The following is a 26,195-nucleotide window of genomic DNA, read 5'->3' on the forward strand; positions in this document are numbered from 1 at the left end:
TGTTCTGGGTGGCGGTGGGGAGTTCTTGCGCGGCCGCCGCGGGAGTCGCATTGAAAGGCCGAGCTCGCTGGGTCCCGGCCTACGCCGGGCCTGGGCTTGCAAAGCCTTCCAATGCGACTCCCCGCACCGGCCTCAGGTGCGAGAGGGTCGGTGCGCAGCGTGTTGGGATAGGGCGGAGGGCGGCGTGCGCCGCGCGGGTGGAAAAACAAAGACGGCATGCCGCAGGATTTTCCTGCTGCTGGGATGGAGCGGACAGTCGCATTGGAAGGCTTTGCAACGCGAGGGCCCGGCGTAGGCCGGGACCCGCAAGCTCGGCCTTTCAATGCGACTGTCCGCTCCGTCCGGGCTCCGAGCAAGAGCCCTTCCGAGTGCACGCAACCCGAAGCCCCCAGCAAGCAACCTTCCGAGCGCACACCAACCGAAGCCCCCAGCAAACACCCCCCCGAATTACCCAAACCCGTCACCAGAATGAAACGCCGCGTCATCGTTATCATCCGCCGCTGCCCCCTGGCGTAACATCAGCCGCATTTCAATGGTTATCGAAGAGGGCTGGCATGGCGCAGGAAGGGATGGGTGCAAAGGTCGGGGCGGCAAGGGTCTGTGTGGTCGGTGCGGGAGCGATTGGCGGATTCTTTGCGGCGCGGCTGGCCGGGGCCGGGCATGACGTCAGCGTGCTCGCCCGGGGGGCGTTGACAGGGATCCTGCAAGAGCACGGCATCCGGTTGACGTCAGGCGGCGCCGAGACGGCGCACCCGGTGCGGGCGTCGGACCGCGCGGCCGAGCTGGGGGTACAGGACATCGTCATCATCACGGTCAAGGCGCCCGCACTGGCCGCCGTCGCCGCAGCCATCGGTCCGCTGATCGGGCCAGACACGATCGTCATTCCAGCGCTCAATGGCATTCCGTGGTGGTTCTTCTTGAATGAAGGGGTGGTGCTGTCCGGCACGCGATTGAAGCGCGTGGATCCGGATGGCGGGATCGAGGCGTCGATTCCCTTGGCGCATGTCATTGGAGCGGTCGTGATTGCCTCGTGCTCCACCTCCGCGCCTGGGCAGGTCGTGCACGCGTCGGGCAACAAGGTCGTGTTCGGCGAGCCGTCCGGGCAGTCCAGCGAACGGGCCGATCGGGTAGCGGCGATGTTCGCGGATGCGGGGTTCGTGGCCACCGCCAGTCCGGATATCCGTCGCGACATCTGGGCCAAGCTGCTGGGCAACGCCTGCTTCAATCCGGTCAGTCTGCTGACCCAATCGCCGACCGACCTGATGCTGGCCGACCCGGGGCTCGAACAATTGTTCGTCGGCATGATGCACGAGCTGCTGGCATTGAGCCACACCCTGGGAATCGGCCTGGACATCGCGCCGGAACAGCGCATTGGCGAAACCCGCAAGCTGGGGCACATCAAGACGTCGATGCTGCAGGACCTGGAAGCGGGCCGCAGCGTGGAACTGGACAGCATCGTCGGTGCGGCCATCGAGGCGGCGGACGCGGCCCACATCGACGTGCCGTTGTTGAAGACGGTGTTCAGCATGGCGGTGCAGCGGGCGCGCATGGCGGGCATCTACGGAGAGGCCTGACTGGAGGCCATGCCGACCGGAGACCCGTGCTCCATTCAGATCCGGACGGGCATGGGTAACGGAGGGGCGACAGGTGTGCATTTCACTGCGTGAAACTACCGTCAGTCCCTATGGCGCGGCCATCGCGCTTGGCGCATCCTTCGGCCAGCACGTTCCTTACCCCCCAAAACAGGAGACGCCGCAGTCTTCTGCGGCGGGTGGCCCATGGCAATTTCCAGTGAACTGATCCGGTCAGTCACGTCCTCTCTGTACGAGTGGTCGTTGAAGAAAGTCCCGGACGACACCCAGCTTGAACTGGCGCGCGCCAGCGAGCGGGAACGCACCGATGTCGCGAAGAACACCTTCCGCATCATGCTGCATAGCGCCGATGCCGCCGAACGCGAAGACCACCTGGTGTGTTCGGACGTTGGCGTGCCGACCTACTCGATCAAGGTCGGCACGCAGGTGTCGTTCTCGGGCAGCGTGCGTCAGGCCATCGTCGATGGCTTTGCCGACCTGGCGGCCCGGATCGACCCTCCCATCCTGCAGATGGTCACCAATCCGCTGACCCTGCAACGCAGCTACGTCGGCAAGAACATGCCTATCGTGTCGTTCGATATGGTTGACGAAGTCGACTATATCGAGATCATCTGCGCGCCCAAGGCCCTGGGCACCGGCCGATGGGAATCGATCGAGACCTTTGTCTATCCGTCGCTCGCAGTGATCGAACGCTACGTGCTGGACTCGGTGCTCAAGGCCGGCTCGCAACCCTGTCCGCCCATCGTGGTCGGGGTGGGCATCGGCGGCACGTTCGACACCGCCTCAAGGATGGCCAAGGAATGCGTGCTGCGCCCCTTCGGCCACGAGAACCCGGACCCCATCCTGGCCGACATGGAGCAGCGCCTGCTCAAGGCCATCAACGCCACCGGCTTCGGTCCCATGGGCACTGGCGGCGACACCACGGCCATGGCCGTGCACATCGATTACTCGTCGGGCCATGGCTTCACACCGGTGGCCGTCGCGTTCAATTGCTGGATCAACCGCCGCACCCGCGCGCGGATCTATAACGATGGCCGCGTGGTCAGGATCGAGTAGGAGCACTGTCATGAGCACCACCCATCGTCTGACCCTGCCCGTGACCGCCGAAGACATCGCAGCGGTTCGCGCGGGCGATCTGGTCTACCTGGATGGAGACATCGTCGTCACCATCGGGCTGCCCACCCACCAGCGCATGATCGATTGCGCGGCGCGCGGAGAGGCCTTGCCCGTGGACCTGCACGGCGGCGCCTTCCTGCATCTCAGTTCCTACAACCGGGAAGCCGATACGCCGTCGGGTCATGAAGCGCTGTACATGAACCCGACGACCAGCACCCGCTATACCGCCTTCATGCCCACGCTGATCCGTGCCTATGGTTTGCGGGTGATCGGCGGCAAGGGCGGCCTGGATGCCGAGAGCGTCAAGGCCATGCAGGAGGTCGGCTGCATCTATCTGTCGTTCCTGGGCGGTGGCGCAACCCTGCTGGCCCGCGCGATCAAGGAAGTCGTGGCCGTGGACTGGGAGGAATACATCTCGCAGTTCCGCCTGGTGACCCTGCGCGTGGAAGGACTGGGCCCGGCCACCGTCGGGATCGATGCGCATGGCAACAGCCTGTATGACAGCCTGCGGCAGACCGCCACGGACCGGCTACCCGCCATCCTTGAAGAACTGGATCGAACCCGGGTACCGCTGCCCGGGCACTGAAGACATCATCATAAAAACGGAGACAACCATGACCTACGCACATTACCGCATGCCCGCGCGCGCAGCCGCACGCGGCCTTGCCCTGACATCGGCGCTGGCCGCCTTGGCGGCGACCGGGGCGCCCGGCGCGGCGATGGCTGCCGATGCCGCCTATCCCGTCAAACCGATCCGCCTGGTCGTGCCGTTCCCGGCGGGGGTAGCACCGATGCCGTCGCGCGTCTGATCGGCGACAAGCTGAGCCAGAGCATGGGACAACAGGTGGTGGTCGACAACCGTCCTGGCGCCGCCGGCAACATCGGTACCGATCAGGTCGCTAAGGCGGCGCCGGATGGCTATACCCTGGCGCTGACGACCTCGGGCCCGCTGGCGAACAACAAGTATCTGTACAAGCAAATGCCCTTCGATGCCGACAAGGACCTGGCGCCCGTCGTGCTGGTGGGAGAGATCCCGCTGGTGATCGTGTCGAACGACAAGACCCCGGCGGCCTCGCTCAAGGAGTTCATGGCGCTGGCCAAGTCCGCGCCGGGCAAGTATTCGGTCGGCAATCCGGGCAAGGGCACCATCGGCCATCTGGCGTTCGAACTCTGGCGCCACAATACCAAGGTCGATCTGCTGGGCGTGCCCTACAAAGGCGACACGCCTGCCATGGCAGACCTGATGGGCGGGTCCATCCACGCGATCATCGCGCCGATCACCGCCTTCATTCCGCAGATCCAGGGCGGCAAGATGCGCGGCCTGGCGGTCACGTCGGCCAAACGTTTTGCCGGCCTGCCCGATATCCCGACCGCGCGCGAGCAGGGCGTGGATATCGACGCGTCGGTGTGGTTCGCGGTGGCGGGCCCGGCCGGCATGCCCAAGCCGGTCGTTGACAAGCTCAACAAGGAGATCAACGCCATCCTGAGCTCTCCCGAAGCCCGCGCCAAGCTCGAGCAGTATGGCGCGAACGTCGGCGGGGGATCGCCGGAAAAGCTGGGATCGCTGATGCGAGACGAGTCGGCAAAATGGAAGCAGGTGGTGGAAACGGCCAATATCGCGCTCGACTGATGAAGCGCCCGGCGTGGCACGCAAGGCGCACACGCACCCCATGACTTCGCCCGCTGCGACCTGCAAGGGCGCGCCATGAACAATGCCCCATGGACCTGCGCAGTCCACGGGGCATTTTTCGTCAAGGCCATCGCACCCGTCTTTCAACGGGTGGCCACACCCTTACAGCGCCGCTGGAGGCGACGTATCCGTCATGCGGGTTTCGATCTTCTCGAACACCTTGCCGGTCGCGCCCTTGGCTTCCAGCGCGAACACCAGCATCGAGTTGCCCGTGACCTGATATTCATCGCCCGAATTGAAGACCGGCAGATCCTCGCGCACCGGCATGTTGGTGTCGAGAATGCAGGTCCACTGGTCGGGGCCGGGGATGTTCGGCAGCGTGAAGTTGACCGTGTCGTGATAGGCGTTGAACACCATCAGCAGGGTCGCGTCCGACGCGGGGCGCTTGATGCCCGTTGCCTGTGCGCGGCCATCGATCACCATGCCAAAGCACCGCATTGACGCATCGGCCCATTGTTCGCTCGTCAGTTCGGTAGCGGCAGGGGACAGCCACTTCACGTCCGTGACATCCAGGTCTTCGTTGTATTCGCCCGTGAAGAAACGGCTGCGGCGCAGCACCGGCAGCTGGCGGCGCAGGAACAGCAGCTTGCGAGTGAACTCGTGCAGCGCGTGGCCCTCGTCGGTGATGCCTTCCCAATCCAGCCAGCTGATCTCATTGTCCTGACAATAGGCGTTGTTGTTGCCTTGCTGGGTGCGGCCGATTTCATCACCCGCCAGCAGCATGGGCGTACCCTGCGACAGCAGCAGCGTCGCCAGCAGGTTGCGCTTCTGGCGCTCGCGCAGGTTGATGATTTCCGGATCGTCGGTCGGGCCTTCCACGCCGCAGTTCCACGACTTGTTGTCGGAATGGCCGTCGCGATTGTCTTCGCCGTTCGCTTCGTTGTGCTTCTCGTTGTACGACACCAGGTCGTTCAGGGTGAAGCCATCGTGCGCGGTAATGAAGTTGACGCTTGCCCATGGCTTGCGGCCGCGGCGGTTGAACTTGTCGCCCGATGCCGTGATGCGCGTGGCAAAGTCGGCCGCCGTGCCTTCGTCACCCTTCCAGAAGCTGCGGACGGTGTCGCGATAGCGGTCGTTCCATTCGGCCCAGCCCGGCGGGAAGCCGCCAACCTGGTAGCCGCCGGGGCCGCAATCCCACGGCTCGGCAATCAGCTTGATGTTGGACAGGATCGGGTCCTGACGGCAGCTGTCAAGGAAGCCGCCGCCCTCGTCGAAACCGTGGTCTTCGCGGCCAAGGATCGTGGCCAGGTCGAAGCGGTAGCCGTCGACCTTCATCTCCGTCACCCAGTAACGCAGGCTGTCCGTCACCATCTGCAGTGTGCGTGGATGGCTCAGGTTCAGCGTATTGCCGGTACCCGTGTCATTGATGTAGTAGCGCTTTTCTTCCGGCATCAGGCGGTAGTACGACGCGTTGTCGATGCCTTTGAACGACAGGGTCGGCCCCATCTCGTTGCCTTCGGCGGTGTGGTTGTAGACCACGTCAAGAATCACTTCCAGCCGCGCCTCGTGCAGGCGGTCGACCATGTCCTTGAATTCCTGCACGGCCTCACCCGAGAAATAACGGGGGTCCGGCGCAAAGAAGCCCAGGGTGTTGTAGCCCCAGTAGTTCTTCATGCCTTTTTCAAGCAGGTAGCTGTCGTTCACGAAGGTGTGAATGGGCAGCAGTTCGACCGACGTCACGCCCAGCGTGCGAATGTAGTCGATCACCTCTTGCTGCTGCAGGCCGGCAAAGGTCCCTCGCAGAGCCTCGGGCACGTTCGGATGACGCTTGGTAAAGCCTGCCACATGGGTTTCATAAAACACTGTGCGATCCCACGGCACCAGCAGGCCGGTAGGCCGTTCGACCGGCGCAGTCTCATCGACCACGACGCATTTCGGCACGAAACGGGCGCTGTCCCGATCGTCGAACGACAGGTCGCCGTCTTCATGGCCCATCTGATAACCGAACACTTCCGGCGCCCAGGTCAACTCGCCGATATGCGCCTTGGCATACGGGTCGAGCAGCAGCTTGTTGGGATTGAAGCGATGGCCTTCCAGCGGAAGATAGGGTCCGTAGACCCGGTAGCCGTACACAGTGCCTGGAGGCAGGTCGTGCAGGTAACCATGGAACACCTCATCGGTGTATTCGGGCAGTTCGATGCGCTCGAGTTCGGTCTCACCTTTGGCGTCGAAGAGGCACAGCTCCACGCGCTCGGCGTGGGCCGAAAAAAGGGCGAAGTTGGTGCCCTTGCCATCCCAGGTCGCGCCTCGGCGGTTGGGTGTGCCTTCGGAAAGTCGGTATCGGCCAATTTGCATGTTCGTCTCTACGGTCAGCGTGGTATGCGGTGAACGACGAGCATGAAGCAAAGAAAATGCCGCTGCGGTTTCCGTTGGCGTAAAAGGTGTAAGTCATTGATGTGCGTCTGTCAGGTTTACCGAGACGTTGCACGCTTTACACGATCGCACCGCTGCGAAGGTCCCGCCATCGATGTGCGCTGCAACATCTCGTCAGCGCTGTGACGGGATATTGCAGAATGCTACGGGGGGCGGTCAGGCGCTGAACCGCTCGGCGGTCAGACCATCCAGCTCGATATCGGGGGTGCGCCCGTGCACGATATCGGCCACGATCTTGCCGGTGCCGCAGGACTGGGTCCAGCCATTGGACCCATGGCCGCTGTTCAGGAACAGGTTGGGATACTTCGTGCGGCCCAGGATGGGCGGGCCATCGGGTGTCATGGGACGCAGCCCCGCCCAGAATTCCACTTTGCCGAAATCCAGGCCGTTCGGGATCAGTTCCCTGACGACGCGCTCGATCAGCGCCTTGCGTTGGGCATCCAGTTCCAGGCCGTAGCCGGTCAGCTCGGCCATGCCCGCCGCGCGGATGCGATTGCCCAGCCGCGACATCATGATCTTGTTGTGCTCGTCCATGATGGCGACGCGGGGGACGGCGGACGTCACATCCGCGTTCCCATCCGCTTCCGTTACGGGCACCGTGATCGAATAGCCCTTCAGCGGGTAGACGGGCAAGCGGATGCCCAGCGGCGAGACCAGGAAAGGCGCATGGCTGCCCAGCGCCACCACGTAGCTGTCGGCCTGCAGGGCGCCGCTGTCGGTCAGCACCGACTCGACCTGGCCGCCCGCGGTGCGGATCAGCTGCACCTGCGTGTCGTACCGGAAGGTCACGCCGCGCGCCGCCAGGAACGCCGCCAGTTCATTCACGAACTTGTAGCTGTCGCCCGACGCATCGGCCGGCATGTGCAAGGCGCCAGCCACGGCCACGGTGGAATGCGCCATGGCCGGTTCGACGGCAGCCAGTTCTTGCGGACCCAGCAGTTTCCAGGGCACGCCGAATTCGTCCAGCGCCTTGGCCGACAGGCGGCCGATTTCAAGTTCGGCGTCGGTGCGGAAGATCTGCAGCGTGCCGCCGTCATGAAAGTCGAAACCGGTCAGCGGCGCTTCGGCCGCGATGCCTTTCAGGCAGCGCAGGCTGTAATGCGCCACCCGCTGCATGCGCAGCTTGTTGACGCGGAAATGGTCGGGGGTGCATTGCTGCATCCACCGGAGGATCCATTGGATCTTGCGGGGGTCGAGTCCCAATGAAAACCGGATGGGTGAATCCGGCTGCATTGACATCTTGAGCACCTTGGCCACCATGCCGGGCGCGGCCCAGGGGCCGGCAAAGCTGGGGCACAGGCCGCCCGCATTGCCGTAGCTCGTTTCCCGGCCGGGTCCGGACTGCCGATCGACCACCACGACGTCATGGCCATCACGCCACAGGAAATACGCCGTCGCGATACCGACGACACCCGCACCCAGCACGAGAACTTTCATGGATCTGGACTCAATCCACCGTGATGTTGGCTTTTTCGATCACGACCTTGTAGCGGGCGGTCTCGGCGTCGATGAACTTGGCGAAGTTGGCCGAGTTCCTGTAGGCCGATTCGAAGCCGAAGGTTTCGAGCTTGGACTTCATGTCGGGCTGGGCCATGATGCGCGACGACGCGTCGTCCAGTTGCTTGACGATGGCGGGCGGCAGGTTCGCGGGGGCCCACAGTCCATACCAGGAATACAGCTCGAAGTCCTTCATGCCCGATTCACGCAGGGTGGGCACGTCGGGCAACAAGGGGCTGCGCTTGGCGCCCGTGACGGCCAGCGCAGTCAGTTTGCCGGCCTTGACGAAGGGCAGCGACGACAGCATCGGATCCATCATGGCCTGCACCTGGCCACCGACCAGATCCTGCAAGGCCGGAGCCGCGCCCTTGTACAGCACGATCGGGATCTGGCCCAGGTCGTTTTCATACAGGAATTGCGCCGCGCCCAGGTGACCCGCCGAACCGAATCCGCTGGTGGCGAAGCTGTAGCGATTGGGGCTGGCCTTGAACTTGGCGATCAGGTCCGACACCGAGGTCGCGCCCACCGTTGGCGGCACGCTGAAGATCAGCGCGCCTTGCGTCAGCATGCTGACGGGCGTGAAATCCTTGACCGCGTCGAACTTGATGCTTTTCTTGTACAGAAGGGGATTGATCGAGTGGATCGACGCGTTCACATACAGGGTGTAGCCGTCGGCTTCCGACCGGGCGACATGCTGCGCGCCGATCATGCCGGATGCGCCGGCCCGGTTTTCGACGATGACCGACTGCTTCAACTCGTCTTTCAGCTTGTCGGCAAAGATGCGCGCGACGCTGTCCACCGCGCCGCCTGGCGCGTGCGGCACGACGATCGTGACCGGACGGGTAGGGTAGGACTGGGCCGTGGCAAGACCGGCGTGGGCGAGCGCAGCCGCGCCCGCCAGGACAACAGTGTGGCGCACGAACGTGCGGCGATTTGAGCGCGTCATTGCAAGTTTCCCCAACGAGTTGATAGTGTGATTGTTTGCGCCTCCCCTCCCTGCTTGCTAGAACGTACCGGGGTATCCTCCGCCGTCGATCAGCAGGCTCTGCCCGGTCATGTAGCCGGCGTGCGCCGAACACACGAACGCGCAGAGCGCACCCAGTTCTTCGGCGCGGCCGTAGCGGCCCGCCGGATTGTTGCTGCCTCGCTCTTCCCACAACTGGTCGAAGGTCTTGCCGGTCGTGTCGAGCATGCCGTTGATGTGCCGGCGCTGCGCGTCGGTCGCAAATACGCCAGGAAGAAGATTGTTGATGGTCACGTTGTGCCGTACCGTCTGGCGTGCCAGCCCGGCCACGAAGCCGACCAGACCCGAACGCGCGCCGTTGGACAGCCCCAGTTCGATCTGCGGCGTCTTCACGCTGCGCGACACGATGTTGACGATGCGGCCGAACTTGCGTTCGATCATGCCGTCCACCGTGCGCCGGATCATCTCGATCGGGCCCAGCATCATCGAATCCAGGGCCGCATGCCAGTCGTCGGTCGTCCAGGTGCGGAAGTCGCCCGGCTCGGGGCCATCGGCGTTGTTCACCAGGATGTCCGGCGCCGGGCAGGCCGCCAGGGCGGCGTCGCGGCCCGCTTCGGTCGTGATGTCGGCGATCACCCAGCGCACGGGCGTACCCGTGTGCGCGGTGATCTCGGACGCCGCCGCTTCCAGCGTGGCCTGCGTACGCGCCGCGATCACGACGTGCACGCCTTCACTGGACAGCTGCTGCGCAACCGCGCGGCCCATGCCCCTGCTGCCCCCGAAAACCAGGGCGGTCTTGCCGTTGATGCCGAGATCCATGAAAGGTATCCGCCGCGATCAGATCGACTTCAGCTCAGGCGAGCTCCAGCCGTATTGCTTGTCGAGTTCGAGTTCCTTGACGATGCGCAGACCCTTCTTCAGGCCTTCCGGCGCCATGGCCTTGAGCGGCTTGCGCAGTTCGCCGGCAGGCAGGCCCACGGCCTTCATCAGCGACTTGATCGCGACCGGGTTGATGGCCGAGTACGAGTAATGGAGCATCGGCAGCAGACCCAGGTACGAATCGCGGAAGCTGGTCGACACGTCGGGCGTATGCCAGGGCTTGGAGATCGTGGCGAGTTCGGCCGGCGCGATGTTGCCGGTCATGTTGGCGGTGCCGTGGCCGCCCAGGCTCATGGTCGGAACGACCAGGCCGAGGTTGGGCGAATCGCAGCACATGACCGACACGTCGGGGCGGGCGGCCAGCACCTGGGCCACCTGGCCCACGCGCGTGGTCGATTCCTTGTGCACCACATAGTTGGGGTGCTTGAAGATGCGCAGCAGGTTGTCCCAGTGCAGGTCGCTTTTCACGCGCGGCGGGTTGTTGTAGATGCCCAGCGGCAGATCGGTCGCGTCGGCCACTTCCAGGAAGTAGTCTTCGATGGCGTCTTCGGGTGCGCAGATGTACGCAGGCGCCGCCAGGATCGCACCGTCGGCGCCATTGGCGTTCGCAAAGCGCAGGTAGTCGATCGTGGTCTCGGTATTGTTGCCGGTGCAGCCGTAGAAGAACTTCATCTTGCCGGTCTTCATCTTGGCGGTTTCGGCAATGATCTTGTGACGTTCCGCTTGCGACAGCATCGAGACTTCACCGGTCGAGCCCATCATCAGCACGGCCGACGTTCCCTGCGATTCCTGCCACTGCAACAGCGTGCGGAACCCTTCGAAGTCGACGCTGCCGTCCTGGTTGAATGGCGTGATCAGCGCGACGAAAGAACCTTCGATCTTCATCTTGGACATTGCGATTCCTACTGTTCGTGTATCCCGGCATTGTAACGCCGAGAGGGTCGGTTTCAGGGCGGGCGCCACGGCGCCGTGGTTATAAGCTAATTCGGATATCAGGCTGCTTTGGCTTCGGCACGGGCCAATGCGGCAAAGCCTTTTTCCAGATCCGCGATCAGATCGTGCGGATCTTCCAGGCCGACGTGGATACGGATGCCCTGGCCGCTGAAGTTCCAGCGCTTGGTGGTGCGATCACCGGGCGTGAAGGGCAGGGCCAGGCTTTCGAAGCCGCCCCACGATACGCCCAGGCCGAACAGCGCCAGGTTGTCGATGAAGGCTTCGACGGCGGCCGGCGACACCGGCTTGAGCACCATCGCGAACAGTCCGCAGGCGCCCGTGAAGTCGCGCTTCCACAGCGCGTGGTCCGGATGGCTGGGCAAGGCCGGATGCATGACGGCTTCGACTTCGGGACGCGATTCCAGCCACTTGGCCACCAGGACGCCCGACGACCAGTGCTGGTGCAGGCGCACGGACAGGGTCCGCAGGCCGCGCAGCGCCAGGTAGACGTCGTCCGGACCGGCCGTCTGGCCCAGGTCGTAGGTGGTCTGCTTGATCTTGGGCCAGTAGGTTGCGTTGGCGGTGACCGTGCCGAGCATCGCGTCGGAATGGCCCACCAGATACTTGGTGGCCGCCTGGATCGACACGTCCACGCCGTGGGCAAACGGTTTGTAGAACAGCGGCGTGCCCCAGGTGTTGTCCATCACCACGGCGGCGCCGTGACGGTGAGCCACCTCGGCAATCGCCGGGATGTCCTGGATCTCGAACGTTTCGGATCCGGGAGATTCCACATAGACGACCTTGGTGTTCGGTCGCATCATCGACGCAATGTCGGCGCCGCAGCAGGGATCATAGGATTCGACTTCAACGCCATACCGGCCCAGCACGCGAGTGGCGAACGTGCGGGTCGGCGAATACGAACTGTCGGTGACCAGCATGTGATCGCCAGCCGACAGCAGGGCGGTCAGCGCCGACACCGCGGCAGCCAGCCCCGACGGGCACACCAGGGTGCGGTGGCCGCCTTCCAGTTCGGCGATCGCCTCTTCCAGCGCATGGTGGGTGGGGGTGCCAAAACGGCCATAGGTGCTTACGCCGGCTTCGTCGGCGGCGCGGCGCTTCTTGGTCTTTTCCCAATCGGCCAGCGTGGGGAAGAGGATGGTGGACGCACGAAACACGGGGGTGTTCACCATGCCGGCAAAACGTTCCGGGTGCCGGCCGGCCGCGATCAATTGGGTTGTCTCTTTCATTCAGAACCTGTGCTGTAAAGGATGCTCGGTGCTTGCCACCTCGTAACGAAAGTGTAATTTCCGGACGCTGGAAAATTATTTCCTTATTGATCGGCAATCTTTAGAATATTAGGAAAATTTTTATCAACGAAACTTTAAGATGGTGGAAAAATCTCCATGGATAAAAAAGACAGCAATATTCTTTCTATCCTGCAAGAAGATGCCACCTTGTCGGTCAACGAGATCGCCGAGCGGGTCAGCCTCTCGCCCACGGCCTGCTGGAAGCGCATTCAGCGGCTGACGCAAGAAGGCATCATCCGCAAGCAGGTGTGCCTGCTGGATAGCAAGAAGCTGGGAGCGGGCGTGACGGTGTTCGTGGCCATCAAGACCAACCGGCACGACATGCAGTGGCTGCAGCAATTCGCGGCCGGCGTGCGTGACATGCCCGAAGTGGTCGAGTTCTACCGCATGAGCGGCGAAACCGATTACCTGCTCAAGGTCGTTGCGCCCGATATCCAGGGCTTTGACGTCGTGTACAAGCGGCTGATCCAGATCGTCGATCTGTTCGACGTCAGTTCCAGTTTCGCCATGGAAGAGCTGAAATACACCACTGCATTGCCCCTCGATTACCTCTGATTCCTTACCCGCCTGCCGAGTCACGCCCTCATGACCACTGATATCCGACGTTTTCCTTCCCTGTCGCACTGGGGCGCCTACACCGCCGTGGTCCAGGACGGCCGCCTTGTCGATTGCGAGCCGTTTCATCGCGACAGCGCGCCGTCGGCCATCCTGTCGTCGATGCCGGGCATGGTGCATTCGCCGCTGCGCGTCCGGCGGCCGGCGGTGCGCAAGGGATGGCTGGAACAGCGGGAAGGCAGCGACCGGACGGCGCGCGGCAGCGATGCCTTCGTCGAGGTCAGCTGGGACACGGCGCTGGCGCTGGTGGCCGGCGAACTGAGCCGCGTACGCGGCACCTATGGCGATTCGGCAATCTTTGGCGGATCCTACGGCTGGTCGTCGGCGGGACGCCTGCATCATGCCCGCACCCTGACGCACCGTTTCCTGAACAGCGGCGGCGGCTGCATCAACCAGGCGGGCAACTACAGCTGGGGCGCCGCGCAGTTCCTGCTGCCGCATGTCATTGGCAGCTACATGCCCGTCACGGGGCGCGTGACCGACTGGCAAAGCGTGATCGGGCACACGCGGCTGTTCATTGCGTTCGGTGGCCTGGCGCTGCGCAACGCGCAGATCACGTCCGGCGGGGCAGGGGACCACGCCACCGCCGCCTGGGTGGCCAAGGCGCGCGACGCGGGGTGGAATTCGTTGTCATCAGCCCGACCCGGGGGATGTGCCCGACGACCTGGGCGCGAGGTGGATCCCGATCCGTCCGAACACCGACACGGCCCTGATGCTGGGCATGCTGCATACCCTGATCGACGCGGGCCTGCATGACCGCGCCTTCGTGCGCTCGCATTGCGTGGGTTTCGAACCGCTGGCCGACTACGTGATGGGCGTGACCGACGGCTTGGTCAAGGACGCTTCGTGGGCCGAAGGCATCACCGGCGTGTCGGCCGGCACGGTGCGCCAGCTGGCGCGGGACGCCGCCGCCACGCGCAGTCTGCTGACCTGCACCTGGTCCTTGCAGCGTGCCCACCATGGAGAACAGCCCTACTGGACCTGCATTGCGCTGGCCGCGGCGATCGGCCAGATCGGGCTGCCGGGCGGCGGTTTCGCATTCGGGCATGGGTCGATGAACGGCGTGGGCAATCCGCGGCCCGACGCTCCCGGTCCGGAAATGGGTTCGGGCGCCAACCCGCTGGGCAAGTCGATTCCGGTCTCGCGTCTGTCCGACATGTTGCTCTACCCAGGACAGCCGTATGAATTCAACGGCCGCCACGATACCTATCCCGATATCCAGATGGTGTATTGGGCGGGCGGCAATCCTTTCCATCATCATCAGGACTTGAACAAGCTGGTGCGCGGCTGGCAAAAGCCGCAGACCATCGTCGTACATGAAAGCTGGTGGACGCCCACCGCGCGGCGCGCCGACATCGTGCTGCCGGCCACCACTACCCTGGAACGCAATGACATTGGCGGGTCGTCCCGGGACCGGTTCGTGTTGGCGATGCACCAGGCCCTGCCGCCGCAAGCCGACAGCCGCAACGATTTCGAGATCTACCGCGAACTGGCCGCCATGGCCGGGCACGAAGCGGCATTTACCGAAGGCCGCAACGAAATGGAATGGCTGCGGCACATCTTCGATGGCATGGCCAAGGGCTGGGCGCGTGGCGGTTTCCCCATTCCGGACTTCGACACCTTCTGGGCGGAAGGCTTTGCCGAACTGCCGCCGCCCGAACGCGACTTCGTGCTGTTCGACAGCTTCCGCGCGGACCCGGTCGCGCATGCGTTGAAGACGCCGTCGGGCAAGATCGAGCTGTACTCGGAACGGATCGCCGGCTTCAGGTATGCCGATTGCCCGCCGCATCCCACCTGGATGCCCCCGGCAGAGTGGCTGGGCGCCGAAGCCGCCGATACCTGGCCGCTGCATCTGGTCACGTCGCAGCCGGCCGACAAACTGCACTCGCAAATGGACGCCGGCGCGCTGTCGGTGGCGGCCAAGGTCGCGTCGCGGGAACGCGTGCGCATCCACCCGTCGGACGCGGCAGCGCGGGGCGTTCAGCCGGGCGACGTGGTCCGGGTGTTCAACGATCGCGGATCCTGCCTGGCGGGCGCGGTGATCGACGCCGACGTCATGCCCGGGGTGGTCGTCATGTCCACGGGGGCCTGGTTCGACCCGCAAAGCAGCAGCCTGGAACGCCACGGCAATCCGAATGTGCTGACCCTGGATGTGGGCACGTCGCAACTGGCGCAGGCGCCCAGCGCGCTGTCGGCGCTGGTGGAAGTGGAGGGCTGGACCGGGGCGCCGCCGCCGGTGCAGGCGTTCGTCCTGCCCGAGGGCATCCCCCGGTCTGACGCAGGGAAGGCAGCGGTTGCCCTCGCGTGCCCATGCTGCCCGGAATCGCCGCTGGCGATACCGTATAATCCGCGCCAGTCTCCCCGTCGCACAATGGATAGTGCAATCCCCTCCTAAGGGATAGATGCAGGTTCGATTCCTGCCGGGGAGACCAGCAAGGCACGCCGCCACGGCGTACCGCGCCATTGTCTCGCCGCGCACCCCGGGGGCCGGGCGGTGCGTCATCCTTCCAACGCCATCGCTCCCGACATCGCTTCGTCGACCTTGTCCCGTGTCAGGCCTGGCGTCACCGTCTCCACAAAATCGTATTGATGCCGCGGCCAGTAGGCGCCCCGGCGCGCGACCACGTACACCGTGCTGGTGGGAAACAGGTGATCGATGGCTGCCGCCGTCAGGTTGCGGTCCAGGTCGCTGGCATACGCGATGACCGGGATCACGGCCAGGCCCAGGCCGATCGACGCGTAGTACTTCATCACTTCCACGTCCGTTCCGCGCACCGCGACCTTGGGCGCCAGGCCGGCGTCGTCGAACGCCTGGATCAGCCGGCGGCCGATGGCATGCTGTTCGCTGTAGGTGATCAGCGGGTAGGCCGCCATGGTTTCCAGCGTGATCGGACCATCGAATACCGCGTGATCGGGCGGACCGATCAGCACGTGCTTGAAGGTGTAGCAGGGTATCGCGACCACCGACGGCGGCAGCGCGGGGGCAGGGTGGAGATGCCCAGGTCGGCCTGGCCCGTCAGCACCAGATCCGAGATTTCACTGGGATTGGCCTGCACGATGTTCAGCGCGATTTCCGGATGCCGCCGAGCAAAGCTCGGAATGATGTCCTGCAACGCATAGCGCGCGTGCGTGTGCGTGGTGGCGATCACCAGCCGGCCCTGCGCGCGGTGCTGATGGTCGTTCACGATCAGGCCGATGTCCTGCGCGGCGGCCAGCATGGCGCGGGCGCTGCGCAACACGTCCTCGCCCACGTCCGTCAGTCCCAGCAGCCGGCTTTTCGACCGCACCAGCAGTGTCGCCCCCAGGCTGTCTTCCAGCTGTTTGATCTGTTTGCTGACGGCCGGTTGCGTCATGCACAGCACACGCGCAGCGCGCGAAATGCTCATGGCTTCGTCGACGACGACACAAAAAGCGCGGATCTGCTGAAGTTTCATGGCGGCAGTCTTACGGTATAGCGTTTTGGAATGGACATGTGCAATTTATCAGTTTTCGGAAATGGGTGGCCCGGCTAGGATGCATCCATACAGAAAATCTCACGGAGACACAGTGAACGCCATACCCCCGCCACGGCGACATCACCGTCCGCTGCCGCACCCGCCGACGATCTGCAAAGCTGGATCGGCCGCACCGAAACCGTGACCGATACCGTCACCCCGCAATTGGCCGAGCGCCTGGCCGCCACCGTCGAATCGAACCGGACAGGGCTGCGCCGCGGCGATGCGCTGCCACAAGGCTGGTACAGCGTGCTGTTTCCGCGCGTGGTGCCGCGCTCGCAGATCGGGCGGGATGGCCACCCGGCCCTGGGCGATTTCCTGCCGCCGGTGGCCTTGCCCAAGCGCATGTTCGCGGGCAAACGCATGCAGTTCATCGCGCCCATCCTGATCGGCGACGACGTCGAACGGGTGTCCGAGATCGCATCGATCGCCAACAAACAAGGGAGCACCGGGCCACTGGTGTTCGTGACCTTGCGCCACACCATCCGCAATGCATCTGGCGTCGCGGTGATCGAAGAGCAGGACGTGGTGTATCGCACGGCTGCGTCGGCGGTCGGCAAAGAGGGCGCACCGGCGGGCGCAGCCAAGGCGTCCGCGCCGGCCTTCAAGGCCGACAAGACCTCGCCCGTCATCACCGCCGACCCGGTCATGATCTTCCGTTACAGCGCGCTGTGCTTCAACGGACACCGCATTCATTACGACCAGCCGTATGCCACCGGCGTCGAAGGCTATCCGGGCCTGGTGGTCAATGGCGGCCTGTCGACCCTGTGCGCGATCGAACATCTGCACGACGCGTGGGGTCTGCCGTTTGCAACCCTCAGTACACGGAACACGTCGCCGCTGTTCGAAGGCCGGCCCTTCCATATCGAAAGTGCGCGGGAAGCGGACGGCGCTATCGGTTTTCGCGTGGTGAGCGAAGCAGGCAAGACCATTGTGATGGGGCAGGCCACGCTGGCTGACGGGAGCAAGACATGAGCACGGAAATGCATGCGGCCACAACGTCCGCCAACGGTCAGCGCGCGCCCCTTGACGGCCTGCGTATCGTCGACCTGACCCAGGTCGTGGTGGGCCCGCTGGCCACGCAGATCCTGGCCGACTTTGGCGCGGAAGTCATCAAGATCGAACACCCGACCGGCGATCTGTCGCGCTGGATCGGTGGCCGCTCGCCCACCACGCCGGGCATGTCGGGCAAGTATCTGCACCTGAACCGCAACAAGAAAAGCCTGGCGCTTGACCTGAAGAAGCCAGGCGCGCTGGATTCGTTGAAGAAGCTGATCGCCACCGCCGACGCCGTCGTCCACAACATGCGTCCGCAGGCCGCGGCGCGCCTGGGCCTGGCGCCCGAAGACCTGCAGAAGCTCAAGCCCGACCTGATCTATTGCAGCGTTGTCGGCTTCGGCCAGGAAGGACGCTACAAAGACAAGCCGGCGTACGACTCCATCATCCAGGGCGCTTCGGGCCTGGCTTCCATTAACGATGGCACCGACGGCGTGCCGCGCTATGTGCCCATGGTGATTGCCGACCGCACGGTGGGCGTCATGCTGGCCAACTGCCTGCTGCTGGCCGTGGTGCAACGGCTGCGCTACGGTGGCCCGCAGGTGGTCGAGTTGCCCATGTTCGAAAGCATGGCCGCCTTCGTGCTGGCCGAGCACATGTTCCTGAAGACCTTCGATCCGCCCCTGGGCGGCGCGGGCGACAGCCGTCTGCTCAATCCCAATTCGCGCCCGATCAAGACGCTGGATGGCTACATCTGCATGACGGCCAACACCGATCCGCAGGTCCATGCCATGTTCCGCGCGATCGGTCGCCCCGAACTGAGCGTCGACCCTCGCTTTGCGGACAAGAAGGACCGCTTCGAGAACATTGGCGAGATGTTCCGCATCCGCAATGAGATCTTCGCGACCAAGACGACCGCCGAATGGCTGGCCATCCTGGAAGCCGAAGACCTGCCTGCCATGCCCATGCACACACTGGACTCGGTGCTTGACGATCCGCACCTGGCGGACACCGGCCTGTTCCAGAAGGTGGAACATCCGACCGAGGGCACGTTGACCAATCTGCGCAACCCGGTGCGCTTCGCGACCTACACGCCTGCGTTGCGCAATATCGCGCCGCACATTGGCGAGAACAGCCGCGAAGTGCTGCAGGAGGTGGGTTACAGCGACGCGCAGATCGAGGAAATGATTGCCGCCGGCGCGGTGGCGCAGTACGCGCCCAAGGCCCGGAAGCCCGCGGCCGCCGAATCCGCACAGGCGCAGGCATGACCGGGTCCATTCCAAGGCGGGAATTGCCCGTGTGGCGATCGCTGCTGTATGTGCCCGCCAACGTCTCCAAGTTCGTCGACAAGGCGCACACCCGAGGCGCCGACGCCATCATTCTGGACCTGGAAGACAGCGTGCCGATGTCCGAAAAGGCAACGGCGCGTCTCGGCCTGCAGGCCGCCGCGCGCACGGTACGGCAGGGGGGCGCCGATGTCGTGGTGCGCATCAACCGTCCTTTGTCCCTGGCCGTGCGGGACATCGAAGCCTGCGTGCTGCCCGAAGTCGATGGCATTGCCATCACCAAGGTCGACGGCGCGTCGCACGTGCGCCTGATCGACGAGCTGGTCAGTGAACTGGAGGTCCGCCAAGGCCTTCCTTTGGGCCACACGCGGCTGATGGCCATGATCGAAACGCCCGATGCGTTCGAGGCCATGACCGAGATCGCACGCGCGTCGGCACGGATGGTGGCGATCAATATCGGCGGCGAGGATTTCGCGTTGAACGGCGGCTTCGAGCCGACCGATGAAGCCCTGCTGATGCCCAAACAACGCATGATCCTGGCGGCCCGCGCCGCAGGGGTCATGCCGCTGGGCTTCATTGCGTCGGTCGCGGACTTTTCCGACATGGATCGCTTTCGCGCGATGGTGCGCCGGTCGCGTCAGTTCGGTTTCGATGGCGCAAGCTGCGTGCATCCCGGACAGGTTGCTGTCGTCAACGAGGAATACGGACCCGGCGCCGAGGCCGTGGCGTACGCGCGCCGCCTGCTGGAAGCGAACGTCCAGGCCGAAGCCGAAGGCCGGGCGTCGTTCCAGATCGATGGCAAGATGATCGACGTACCCGTGGTCGAACGCGCGCGGCGGCTGCTTGCCCGGCACGCCAGCATCGAAGCCCGCCACCGCGGCCAGGTTTCTTAGATTTCTGTTTTGTTGAAAGGCGGCATTACGAACCGCCTCATTCCCGAGTATCCGAACGACGAGGAGACGTCATGTTCAAGAAGCACCCTGTTGTAGTTTCGATGTTGGCCGCCCTGTGCATCGTGGGCTCTGCCCAGGCCGCCGACAGCTATCCGACACGCCCGATCACGCTGATCGTGCCCTTCACCCCCGGCGGCAGCACCGACATCATCGCCCGCGTGATGAGCAAGCAGCTGGGCGCCGCGCTCAACCAGACGATCATCGTCGAAAACAAGCCGGGTGCCGGCGGCATCATCGGCACGCAAGCTGCCAAGGCGGCCGCTCCCGATGGCTACACCATCATCATGGGCGCCATCGGCACGTTTGGCGCCAACGCCACCATGTACCGCAAGCTGCCTTACGACCCGGTTAAGGACTTCGCGCCCCTGTCGCTGGTGGCTGCCGTCCCGAACGTCCTCGCCGTGAACGCGTCGCGCCTGGACGTCAAGAATGTGGACGAACTCATCAAAGCCGCCAAGGCCAAACCCAACGGCTACGACTACGCGTCGGGCGGCAATGGCAGCGCCGCGCACCTGGCCATGGAGTACTTCAAGCTCAAGGCCGGCATCCAGCTCCAGCACGTGCCCTACAAAGGCACCGCGCCCGCACTGAACGACCTGATCGGCGGCGTCACGTCCGTCGTGCTGACCGGCCTGCCGCCGCTCTATCCGCACATCCAGGGCGGACGCCTGCGCGCCATTGCCGTCGCCACGCCCAAGCGCTTGCCCATGTTGCCCGACGTTCCGACCATTGCCGAAACCAAGGGCATGGAAGGCTTCGAAGCCAGCCAGTGGTATGGCCTGCTGACCGTGGCCGGCACGCCCAAGCCGATCGTGGATCGCCTGAACCGCGAAATCATCAAGGTCTTGAACAGCCCCGAGACGATCGAGATCTTCAAGAAGGAAGGCCTCGAACCGATGCACAACTCGCCCGAAGAATTCGCGAAGTACATCAAGGATCAGATCGCGCTGTGGCGGCCGGTGATCCAGCAGGCGAACATCGTGATCGACTGATCGTTGTTTGAGTTGTCGTAGTCAATCAACCGCGTCCTTGGGACGCGGTTTTTTCTCCCCTAAGTCTCAACCCGTCGCGTACGTTCAAAGACATCAGCACGATGTTGGCCGCACCCGCCACCAGTTCGATTGTCTGAACGGCATAAAAATCGGTGCCGAACTGACCGCTGTTCGCCCTGGCAGCCAGGAAGAATGCCGAGGGCAACAGGATGAGAAGACCGTTCGCGGCAATGAGCTTCATGCGGCGGATCTTGATGCGCACCAGGCGGCTGCGCGCGTTGCGCGCCAACGCGAACCCGCTTCCCCCGTGGCAGCCATGGCTGGAATGAATAGCCACATGGCGGCAAGGATGCCGTTCTTGACCGCCACGACATCGTGATGCTCCAGGAAGAGTTCAGACACGAGCGTGGATGCCCAGAAGGTCCCGACACAGAGCAGCGCGAACGACCCGACAAGCGCATGTAGCTTCGATTTCATGGCCTATCCGATGAGTCAGCGGAAGCAAGAAGATGGCGCAGCATCGTGTCCAGGGTGGCCTTTGCCGACAGGGCGTCCTCTGCCCGGACGTGCCGATTCATCGCGGCGACATGCGCGTTCCACAAGGCGTCGGCGCGCGCATAGAGCTGGGAGCCGGCTGACGTCAGCACATACAGCGGAGAACGCTGGTGCGCAGGGTTAGGCCTGGCTACGACAAGCCCGAGTTCAAGCAACAGGTTCAGCTGCTTCTGCGCTCCCTGGCGTGTCACTCCCATCGCATTCCCGATCTGCGGTGCGGTAAGCGGCCCGCCCGCAAGCGCCAAGGCGCCCAACATTTGCCACCGCGCGCTGGTCAGTCCCAACGGTTCGACAAGCTTGTCTCCCCATTGAAGCAACGCGCCATGCAGCCGGAAGACCGTCAGGGTCAGGCCAGTGAGTGCCGCCATGCCATCAGCGGTATTGGATAAGGATGGCTCTCGCATGACAACCAGTTTCCATTATTGACAACAGGTTGTCAATAATGACATCAGTGTCGTGCACGTTGGAAGCCGTTCGGGCGCAGTTCGCCCCGGCACGGCGTCGATGGATCGCGACGCTGCGCTTAGGGAAAACACGCTCCCTTGCCGCGGCTCCCGCCCATTGACGCGACAGATCGCGCTCACTATCATGTTTCTATCAAAGAAAAGATGTTCTTCTAAAAGAAACGTTTTAAAGCTGACACGGAGGCAAAGCATGACGCAGGCACATCTGTACAACTGGAATTCCCTGCCCAGGGAAACCGTGCGCAAGGGGGTGGAACGGGTAGGTTTCCGGGGGGACGACACGATCTGTGTCATGAACTGGCTCACGCCAGGCATGGACACCAATCCGCATCAGCACGACTTCGAACAGCTCGTGGTCATCGTGCAGGGGCGCGTGCGGTTTCATGTGGGTGACGACGTCGTCGAAGGCGGCCCGGGCAGCATGATCCGCATACCGCCGCACGTCATGCACTATGCCGAACCGGTCGGGGACGAAGTGGTGCTGAACCTCGATATCTTTTCCCCCTGCGGCCGGACTACCAGCATCTGGTCGCGCATCAGGCGCACGAATTCGCATGACCGCCCGGCACGCCACCGCATCGGCAACGCTTGCCAAAAGCTTCCGGCAGCGCTTGCGTGATCGCGAGGTCGTCACCGCGTGCTTCATCAAGACCCCCGCGTTTCAACATGTCGAGATCGCGGGCGCCAGCGGGCTCGACGCGGTCGTGCTGGATACCGAGCATGCGTCGTTCGATCCGTCCCAGCTCGACGTGTGCCTGCTCGCCGCCCGGGCATCCGGAACCGCCGGCCTGGTGCGCCTGGCCGATCAACGCGCCGAGACGGCCTTGCACGCCCTGGATCTTGGCGCGGCCGGCGTGGTGGTGCCCCATGTCAGGGACGCCGCCACCGCACGCGCCGTGGTGGCCATGTGCCGCTACCGTGACGGCGAGCGGGGCTTCAGCAATTCGCCGCGGGCCGGCGGCTACGGTGCTGTGGGCATGGCCGACCACGTCGCGGCATCCGACGACACCGTCAGCGTGATCTGTCAGATCGAAGATGCATCGGCCATCGAGCACGTCGCCGAGATCGCGGCCGTGCCGGGCGTGGATTGCCTGTTCATCGGACGGGCCGACCTGGCCCTGTCGTATGGCGTCACGCAACTGGACCACCCGCTCGTCGACACGGCCATTACCAGGATCATCGAGGCCGGGCAGGCCGCCGGCGTCGCGACAGGCATCTTTCTGGCCGACGACACCGCGGTCGGCGCCTACGCCAGGCGTGGCGTGAGCTGCTTCGTGATCGGGTCCGATCAAAGCTGGCTGCGAAGCGCGGCCACGCAGTTGGCCGACCGGCAATCGCGCGTGGTGGCCAACGCGGCGACACGTCCGGCAAATCTTGCCACCCCTTCCGACCATCCCCTGAACACAACGATGGACATGGCTTCGTCGGTGACCCTCTGGAGACAACTATGAATGCCGTTCCCAAACCCGTGGCCGGATCGACCGACCGCGAACGTGACGCCACGATCGATCAACTTGTCAAAGGCGCGATCGATCTGCACTGCCACAGCGGCCCGTCGGTCATGGCGCGCTACCTCGATCACATCGAGGCGATGAAAGAAGCGTCGGAAGCCGGGCTGCGCGCCTTGCTGCTGAAAGACCATTACTACTCGGCCACGCCAGTCACCGCGTTGCTCAACAAACACTTCAGCGAACTGGGCGTGCTGATGCTGTCGGGCGTGCCGCTCAACAACGCGGTCGGCGGACTCAACGTGCATGCGGTGGAGCACGGCATCAAACTGGGGGCGCGGCTGGTATGGATGCCGACGTTTTCATCGAAGAACCACATCGACCATCACAAGGCCGATGCGCACTTTACCGACAAGTTTCCGCAGACCAAGCGCAAGATGATCGAGCCCGAGCCCCTGACCGTGCTGGATGCGCAAGGCCGCCTCAAGCCCGAGGTCAAGGACATCCTGGATCTGATTGCCGAGGCGGACGTCGTCCTGTCGGGCGGCCATCTGCACATCAGCGAAATGTGGCCCCTGTTCGACGAGGCGCGGGCGCGCGGGGTCAAGCGCATCCTGGTCAACCATCCGACCTATGTGGTCGATGCCACGCTGGACGACATGCGGCAGCTGGCGCGGCAAGGCGTGTACATGGAGCACTCCATGTGTATGTGGGTGCCGGGGTCCAAGTTCAAATTCTATGACCCCGAATTCCTGCAGCAGGTGATCGATGCCGGCACGGTCGACCTCACCATTCTGGGATCCGATCTGGGGCAGGCGGGCAACCCGCGCATCGTCGATGGATTCCGCAGCGTGATCGGCACCTGCCTGGACCTGGGGCACAGCAAAGAGGACATCCGTAAAATGACCTCGACCAATGCTGCCACCCTGATGGGACTCGAGGACTGACCGTGACACCACGCAATGACGATACCCCGCCGGCGGGCCACCCTGAAGAACCGGCGAAGGCCGGGCCGGCCCTGCTCGAATCCGTTGCGATCGTCTTCGCATTGCTCGATCAGTTGACGCTTGCGCGCAGGCCGATGGGCGTGACCGAACTGGCTGCCGCGATGGACGAGCCCAAGCCAAGGGTGTATCGGCATCTTGCGTCGCTGCGCCAGCTGGGCATCGTCGAACAGGACCCGGCCACCGAAAAGTACCGGCTTGGCGCCAAGCTGGTCGGCTATGGCATTGCCGCGGGCGAGCAGTTCGACCTGCGGCTGATTGCCGATCCCTACCTGACTCGCCTGCGTGACCGGACCGGCCAGACGGCGTTGCTGTCCGCAGCCACGCACGATTCCGCGCTGGTCATTTCGGCGGTCGACTCGACGCGGCAGGTCTGCATCACGGTCAAGCCCGGCAATCGGGTGCCCGCGCATTGTTCGGCGCAGGGCCGCATCGTCTTGGCGTGGTGCGACGAACTGACGCAGCGCAAATTGTTGAAGCGGCAGTTCGAAGCCTATACGCCGGCATCGATGGTTGATCCGGTGCGGCTGGCCGAACGCCTGCAGAAAATCCGGCGGGACCTGTACGAAGACGCGTGCGGCGAGGTGCTCGAAGGCGTGAACGTGCTGGCGGCGCCGATTTTCCGGGGCTCCGACAAGGGCGACGAACTGGTCGGCACCATCGGCGTGATCGGCCCATCGAAAGATGTCCCGTCGCCGCCTCCGGCGGGGCTGATCGCCCAGGTGCAAGAGGCGGCAGCCGAAGTCAGCGCGCGCCTGAACAGCGGCGCGTACGAATCCCTATTTGCGGCGCTGTCGCGCCACCGCGGCTGACGGCGTCGGCATGCGGACAAGGAATACCATGACACGATCCAGCACGGCAGTCGGCACGCTCCGGCTCAAGAACCCGGTGATCTGCGGGTCGGGCGAACACACCATGACGGCGGACGCGATCTACGCGGCGCTTGCGTCCGGCGCGGGCGCCGTCGTGGCCAAGTCCATCAACGAATCCACGGCGGCCAAACGGCAACTCGATCGCACCGATTACCAATTGCTCGACGGCAAGTGGAATCGGCTGCCCTGGAATTTTTCGCCGCCGGCCGATGCGCAGGTGTTCTGCCGCTCGGGCCTTATCCAGCAGTCGTTCGACGCCTGGATGGAAACCTTGATCCGGGCCGACCGGCATGCGGCCACGCTGGATGCCTATGTGATCCCCAGTCTCATCCTGAGCGATCTTGAGCAGTGCGCCGCATACGCAACGGCCATCCAGGACAGGGGCTTTCGTGTGCTGGAAGTCAATATCGGCGCGCCCCATGGCGACGAGGCGGCCAAGGGCGCGATCGTGCTGGAACGGGACGCGGTCAGGATCCAAACCATCGTCTCCACCTTGCGCCGCGCGACGACCTTGCCCCTGTGGATCAAGCTGACGGGGCAGAGCGAAGACGTGGCGGGTCTGGCCGATGCGGCGCGCCGCGGCGGCGCGGATGCTGTCGTCATGATGGGCCGCTTCATGGGCTTTCTGCCCGATCTGGAAACCGAGCGTCCGGTGCTCGACACGTCCGCCGCGCTGGGCGGCGGGTGGGCCCTGCCGTTGACCGCGCGGTGGATTGCATTGACCCGCCGCCGGCTGGGCGCGGACTTTCCGCTGGTCGCTACCAATGGCGCGCGGTCCGGCCTGGACGTGGCGCGCTTTCTGCTGGCCGGCGCCTGTGCAACGGAGATGACGTCCGCCGTCATGGCGGGCGGCTACCAGGTGCTGACCGACAGCGTTGCCGAACTCGATCGCTACCTGCGGCGCCGCGGCCGTACCGCCGAAGCACTGATCGGCGCGGCCGCCGATCGTCTGCAGTCGTACGCGGACCAGCCCGAGCGCCCGGGTCACTGGCAGGCATTCGTGCCGCCCGCATGCGCCACAGAGCCGCTGGCGGCCCGGACCTGACAGGACCCGTCGTAGTGCCGGCCATCGCCGTAACGGCCGGGTAGCGGCCGGGTAGCGGCCGCCGGCAGCTCCCGGCACTCACACGCTTTCGAATTACCCAAAAAATGATGCCTTGACCGG

26 protein-coding genes, 1 tRNA gene and 1 pseudogene are annotated in these 26,195 nt (G+C 64.3%); 18 read left to right on the forward strand and 10 right to left on the reverse strand.

Annotation, left to right across the window (positions count from 1 at the left end):
• Window positions 1-554: 554 nt before the first annotated feature.
• From ACNANG_RS19445 to ACNANG_RS19465, 5 genes are all read left to right on the forward strand, one after another.
• Window positions 555-1,574, forward strand: coding sequence for a 2-dehydropantoate 2-reductase (locus ACNANG_RS19445; RefSeq protein WP_420224385.1), 1,020 nt, complete (start codon window positions 555-557; stop codon window positions 1,572-1,574).
• Between the two features lie 204 nt (window positions 1,575-1,778).
• Window positions 1,779-2,648, forward strand: a complete 870-nt coding sequence (locus ACNANG_RS19450) for a fumarate hydratase (protein ID WP_420224386.1) — start codon at window positions 1,779-1,781, stop codon at window positions 2,646-2,648.
• A gap of 10 nt (window positions 2,649-2,658) precedes the next feature.
• Window positions 2,659-3,294 carry a fumarate hydratase C-terminal domain-containing protein gene (locus tag ACNANG_RS19455; protein ID WP_420224387.1) on the forward strand — a complete coding sequence of 212 codons (636 nt, stop codon included), beginning with the start codon at window positions 2,659-2,661 and terminating at the stop codon, window positions 3,292-3,294.
• A 28-nt stretch (window positions 3,295-3,322) separates the two neighbouring features.
• Window positions 3,323-3,517: a hypothetical protein gene (locus ACNANG_RS19460; protein WP_420224388.1), complete on the forward strand. Its 195-nt coding sequence runs from the start codon at window positions 3,323-3,325 to the stop codon at window positions 3,515-3,517.
• Between the two features lie 23 nt (window positions 3,518-3,540).
• Entirely contained in the window at window positions 3,541-4,338 is a 798-nt protein-coding gene (locus ACNANG_RS19465; RefSeq protein WP_420224389.1) for a Bug family tripartite tricarboxylate transporter substrate binding protein, read from the forward strand.
• A 162-nt stretch (window positions 4,339-4,500) separates the two neighbouring features.
• On the opposite strand, the gene glgX is transcribed toward ACNANG_RS19465, so the two are convergent.
• From glgX to metC, 6 genes are all read right to left on the reverse strand, one after another.
• Complete coding sequence (gene glgX / locus ACNANG_RS19470) at window positions 4,501-6,693, reverse strand: glycogen debranching protein GlgX (RefSeq protein ID WP_420224390.1); 2,193 nt, start codon at window positions 6,691-6,693, stop codon at window positions 4,501-4,503.
• Between the two features lie 234 nt (window positions 6,694-6,927).
• A complete protein-coding gene (locus ACNANG_RS19475; RefSeq protein ID WP_420224391.1) occupies window positions 6,928-8,208 on the reverse strand; it encodes a D-amino acid dehydrogenase in 1,281 nt (426 codons plus the stop codon).
• Between the two features lie 10 nt (window positions 8,209-8,218).
• Window positions 8,219-9,214 carry a Bug family tripartite tricarboxylate transporter substrate binding protein gene (locus ACNANG_RS19480; protein ID WP_420224392.1) on the reverse strand — a complete coding sequence of 332 codons (996 nt, stop codon included), beginning with the start codon at window positions 9,212-9,214 and terminating at the stop codon, window positions 8,219-8,221.
• A 57-nt stretch (window positions 9,215-9,271) separates the two neighbouring features.
• Entirely contained in the window at window positions 9,272-10,051 is a 780-nt protein-coding gene (locus ACNANG_RS19485) for an SDR family oxidoreductase (RefSeq protein WP_420224393.1), read from the reverse strand.
• Between the two features lie 18 nt (window positions 10,052-10,069).
• Complete coding sequence (locus ACNANG_RS19490) at window positions 10,070-11,005, reverse strand: 4-hydroxy-tetrahydrodipicolinate synthase family protein (RefSeq protein ID WP_420224394.1); 936 nt, start codon at window positions 11,003-11,005, stop codon at window positions 10,070-10,072.
• A 98-nt stretch (window positions 11,006-11,103) separates the two neighbouring features.
• Entirely contained in the window at window positions 11,104-12,291 is a 1,188-nt protein-coding gene (gene metC, locus ACNANG_RS19495) for a cystathionine beta-lyase (RefSeq protein ID WP_420224395.1), read from the reverse strand.
• 156 nt (window positions 12,292-12,447) lie between these two features.
• On the opposite strand from metC, the gene ACNANG_RS19500 reads away from it, so the two are divergent.
• The 4 genes from ACNANG_RS19500 to ACNANG_RS19515 all read left to right on the forward strand — a co-directional run bounded on the left by ACNANG_RS19500 (window position 12,448) and on the right by ACNANG_RS19515 (window position 15,398).
• Window positions 12,448-12,906 (forward strand): Lrp/AsnC family transcriptional regulator, encoded by a 459-nt coding sequence (locus tag ACNANG_RS19500; RefSeq protein WP_420224396.1) that lies wholly within the window; start codon window positions 12,448-12,450, stop codon window positions 12,904-12,906.
• Window positions 12,907-12,936: 30 nt separating this feature from the next.
• Window positions 12,937-13,722, forward strand: coding sequence for a molybdopterin-dependent oxidoreductase (locus tag ACNANG_RS19505; protein ID WP_420224397.1), 786 nt, complete (start codon window positions 12,937-12,939; stop codon window positions 13,720-13,722).
• Entirely contained in the window at window positions 13,688-15,361 is a 1,674-nt protein-coding gene (locus ACNANG_RS19510; RefSeq protein ID WP_420227591.1) for a molybdopterin-dependent oxidoreductase, read from the forward strand. Before ACNANG_RS19505 ends, ACNANG_RS19510 begins: the two co-directional genes overlap by 35 nt.
• Window positions 15,324-15,398, forward strand: a tRNA-Arg gene (locus ACNANG_RS19515). The genes ACNANG_RS19510 and ACNANG_RS19515 overlap by 38 nt, the downstream gene beginning before the upstream one ends.
• Window positions 15,399-15,465: 67 nt before the next feature.
• Here ACNANG_RS19515 and ACNANG_RS19520 read toward each other — a convergent pair.
• A pseudogene (locus ACNANG_RS19520) lies at window positions 15,466-16,400 on the reverse strand (LysR substrate-binding domain-containing protein).
• A 201-nt stretch (window positions 16,401-16,601) separates the two neighbouring features.
• Between ACNANG_RS19520 and ACNANG_RS19525 the strand changes: the two are divergent.
• The 4 genes from ACNANG_RS19525 to ACNANG_RS19540 all read left to right on the forward strand — a co-directional run bounded on the left by ACNANG_RS19525 (window position 16,602) and on the right by ACNANG_RS19540 (window position 20,687).
• Window positions 16,602-17,435 carry an FAS1-like dehydratase domain-containing protein gene (locus ACNANG_RS19525; protein ID WP_420224398.1) on the forward strand — a complete coding sequence of 278 codons (834 nt, stop codon included), beginning with the start codon at window positions 16,602-16,604 and terminating at the stop codon, window positions 17,433-17,435.
• On the forward strand, window positions 17,432-18,724 hold the full coding sequence (locus ACNANG_RS19530) for a CaiB/BaiF CoA transferase family protein (protein ID WP_420224399.1): 1,293 nt from the start codon (window positions 17,432-17,434) through the stop codon (window positions 18,722-18,724). The genes ACNANG_RS19525 and ACNANG_RS19530 overlap by 4 nt, the downstream gene beginning before the upstream one ends.
• On the forward strand, window positions 18,721-19,635 hold the full coding sequence (locus tag ACNANG_RS19535; protein ID WP_420224400.1) for an HpcH/HpaI aldolase/citrate lyase family protein: 915 nt from the start codon (window positions 18,721-18,723) through the stop codon (window positions 19,633-19,635). The genes ACNANG_RS19530 and ACNANG_RS19535 overlap by 4 nt, the downstream gene beginning before the upstream one ends.
• A gap of 71 nt (window positions 19,636-19,706) precedes the next feature.
• Window positions 19,707-20,687 carry a Bug family tripartite tricarboxylate transporter substrate binding protein gene (locus ACNANG_RS19540; RefSeq protein WP_420224401.1) on the forward strand — a complete coding sequence of 327 codons (981 nt, stop codon included), beginning with the start codon at window positions 19,707-19,709 and terminating at the stop codon, window positions 20,685-20,687.
• A 25-nt stretch (window positions 20,688-20,712) separates the two neighbouring features.
• Here ACNANG_RS19540 and ACNANG_RS19545 read toward each other — a convergent pair whose 3' ends face one another.
• Genes ACNANG_RS19545 through ACNANG_RS19555 form a run of 3 tightly spaced genes read right to left on the reverse strand, consistent with a single transcriptional unit; the run spans window position 20,713 to window position 21,610 of the window.
• Window positions 20,713-20,928, reverse strand: a complete 216-nt coding sequence (locus tag ACNANG_RS19545; protein ID WP_420224402.1) for a hypothetical protein — start codon at window positions 20,926-20,928, stop codon at window positions 20,713-20,715.
• Window positions 20,925-21,164 carry a hypothetical protein gene (locus ACNANG_RS19550; protein ID WP_420224403.1) on the reverse strand — a complete coding sequence of 80 codons (240 nt, stop codon included), beginning with the start codon at window positions 21,162-21,164 and terminating at the stop codon, window positions 20,925-20,927. Before ACNANG_RS19550 ends, ACNANG_RS19545 begins: the two co-directional genes overlap by 4 nt.
• Window positions 21,161-21,610, reverse strand: a complete 450-nt coding sequence (locus ACNANG_RS19555; RefSeq protein WP_420224404.1) for a MarR family winged helix-turn-helix transcriptional regulator — start codon at window positions 21,608-21,610, stop codon at window positions 21,161-21,163. The genes ACNANG_RS19550 and ACNANG_RS19555 overlap by 4 nt, the downstream gene beginning before the upstream one ends.
• A 286-nt stretch (window positions 21,611-21,896) precedes the next feature.
• On the opposite strand from ACNANG_RS19555, the gene ACNANG_RS19560 reads away from it, so the two are divergent.
• Genes ACNANG_RS19560 through ACNANG_RS19580 form a run of 5 tightly spaced genes read left to right on the forward strand, consistent with a single transcriptional unit; the run spans window position 21,897 to window position 26,075 of the window.
• Window positions 21,897-22,325, forward strand: a complete 429-nt coding sequence (locus tag ACNANG_RS19560; protein WP_420224405.1) for an AraC family ligand binding domain-containing protein — start codon at window positions 21,897-21,899, stop codon at window positions 22,323-22,325.
• Window positions 22,261-23,157: an HpcH/HpaI aldolase family protein gene (locus ACNANG_RS19565; protein WP_420224406.1), complete on the forward strand. Its 897-nt coding sequence runs from the start codon at window positions 22,261-22,263 to the stop codon at window positions 23,155-23,157. The genes ACNANG_RS19560 and ACNANG_RS19565 overlap by 65 nt, the downstream gene beginning before the upstream one ends.
• Window positions 23,154-24,101: a DUF6282 family protein gene (locus ACNANG_RS19570; protein WP_420224407.1), complete on the forward strand. Its 948-nt coding sequence runs from the start codon at window positions 23,154-23,156 to the stop codon at window positions 24,099-24,101. Before ACNANG_RS19565 ends, ACNANG_RS19570 begins: the two co-directional genes overlap by 4 nt.
• A gap of 2 nt (window positions 24,102-24,103) precedes the next feature.
• On the forward strand, window positions 24,104-24,970 hold the full coding sequence (locus ACNANG_RS19575; RefSeq protein ID WP_420224408.1) for an IclR family transcriptional regulator: 867 nt from the start codon (window positions 24,104-24,106) through the stop codon (window positions 24,968-24,970).
• A 28-nt stretch (window positions 24,971-24,998) separates the two neighbouring features.
• Window positions 24,999-26,075: a hypothetical protein gene (locus ACNANG_RS19580; protein ID WP_420224409.1), complete on the forward strand. Its 1,077-nt coding sequence runs from the start codon at window positions 24,999-25,001 to the stop codon at window positions 26,073-26,075.
• The last annotated feature ends 120 nt before the right edge of the window (window positions 26,076-26,195 follow it).

The sequence above is a fragment of the Pigmentiphaga litoralis genome, from assembly GCF_048632615.1.
GTDB classification, from domain to species: Bacteria; Pseudomonadota; Gammaproteobacteria; order Burkholderiales; family Burkholderiaceae_B; genus Pigmentiphaga; species Pigmentiphaga litoralis_B.

What these genes read in the sequence shown, in the direction of transcription:
- ACNANG_RS19500 (WP_420224396.1), top strand. Translation starts at nt 12,448, where the DNA reads ATGGATAAAAAAGACAGCAATATTCTTTCTATCCTGCAAGAAGATGCC.
- ACNANG_RS19570 (WP_420224407.1), top strand. Translation starts at nt 23,154, where the DNA reads ATGAATGCCGTTCCCAAACCCGTGGCCGGATCGACCGACCGCGAACGT.
- ACNANG_RS19560 (WP_420224405.1), top strand. Translation starts at nt 21,897, where the DNA reads ATGACGCAGGCACATCTGTACAACTGGAATTCCCTGCCCAGGGAAACC.
- ACNANG_RS19505 (WP_420224397.1), top strand. Translation starts at nt 12,937, where the DNA reads ATGACCACTGATATCCGACGTTTTCCTTCCCTGTCGCACTGGGGCGCC.
- ACNANG_RS19540 (WP_420224401.1), top strand. Translation starts at nt 19,707, where the DNA reads ATGTTCAAGAAGCACCCTGTTGTAGTTTCGATGTTGGCCGCCCTGTGC.
- ACNANG_RS19475 (WP_420224391.1), bottom strand. Translation starts at nt 8,208, where the DNA reads ATGAAAGTTCTCGTGCTGGGTGCGGGTGTCGTCGGTATCGCGACGGCG.
- ACNANG_RS19565 (WP_420224406.1), top strand. Translation starts at nt 22,261, where the DNA reads ATGACCGCCCGGCACGCCACCGCATCGGCAACGCTTGCCAAAAGCTTC.
- ACNANG_RS19465 (WP_420224389.1), top strand. Translation starts at nt 3,541, where the DNA reads ATGGGACAACAGGTGGTGGTCGACAACCGTCCTGGCGCCGCCGGCAAC.
- ACNANG_RS19535 (WP_420224400.1), top strand. Translation starts at nt 18,721, where the DNA reads ATGACCGGGTCCATTCCAAGGCGGGAATTGCCCGTGTGGCGATCGCTG.
- ACNANG_RS19450 (WP_420224386.1), top strand. Translation starts at nt 1,779, where the DNA reads ATGGCAATTTCCAGTGAACTGATCCGGTCAGTCACGTCCTCTCTGTAC.
- glgX (WP_420224390.1), bottom strand. Translation starts at nt 6,693, where the DNA reads ATGCAAATTGGCCGATACCGACTTTCCGAAGGCACACCCAACCGCCGA.
- ACNANG_RS19460 (WP_420224388.1), top strand. Translation starts at nt 3,323, where the DNA reads ATGACCTACGCACATTACCGCATGCCCGCGCGCGCAGCCGCACGCGGC.
- ACNANG_RS19510 (WP_420227591.1), top strand. Translation starts at nt 13,688, where the DNA reads ATGCTGCATACCCTGATCGACGCGGGCCTGCATGACCGCGCCTTCGTG.
- metC (WP_420224395.1), bottom strand. Translation starts at nt 12,291, where the DNA reads ATGAAAGAGACAACCCAATTGATCGCGGCCGGCCGGCACCCGGAACGT.
- ACNANG_RS19490 (WP_420224394.1), bottom strand. Translation starts at nt 11,005, where the DNA reads ATGTCCAAGATGAAGATCGAAGGTTCTTTCGTCGCGCTGATCACGCCA.
- ACNANG_RS19550 (WP_420224403.1), bottom strand. Translation starts at nt 21,164, where the DNA reads ATGAAATCGAAGCTACATGCGCTTGTCGGGTCGTTCGCGCTGCTCTGT.
- ACNANG_RS19545 (WP_420224402.1), bottom strand. Translation starts at nt 20,928, where the DNA reads ATGAAGCTCATTGCCGCGAACGGTCTTCTCATCCTGTTGCCCTCGGCA.
- ACNANG_RS19445 (WP_420224385.1), top strand. Translation starts at nt 555, where the DNA reads ATGGCGCAGGAAGGGATGGGTGCAAAGGTCGGGGCGGCAAGGGTCTGT.
- ACNANG_RS19455 (WP_420224387.1), top strand. Translation starts at nt 2,659, where the DNA reads ATGAGCACCACCCATCGTCTGACCCTGCCCGTGACCGCCGAAGACATC.
- ACNANG_RS19530 (WP_420224399.1), top strand. Translation starts at nt 17,432, where the DNA reads ATGAGCACGGAAATGCATGCGGCCACAACGTCCGCCAACGGTCAGCGC.
- ACNANG_RS19580 (WP_420224409.1), top strand. Translation starts at nt 24,999, where the DNA reads ATGACACGATCCAGCACGGCAGTCGGCACGCTCCGGCTCAAGAACCCG.
- ACNANG_RS19485 (WP_420224393.1), bottom strand. Translation starts at nt 10,051, where the DNA reads ATGGATCTCGGCATCAACGGCAAGACCGCCCTGGTTTTCGGGGGCAGC.
- ACNANG_RS19555 (WP_420224404.1), bottom strand. Translation starts at nt 21,610, where the DNA reads ATGGCGGCACTCACTGGCCTGACCCTGACGGTCTTCCGGCTGCATGGC.
- ACNANG_RS19480 (WP_420224392.1), bottom strand. Translation starts at nt 9,214, where the DNA reads ATGACGCGCTCAAATCGCCGCACGTTCGTGCGCCACACTGTTGTCCTG.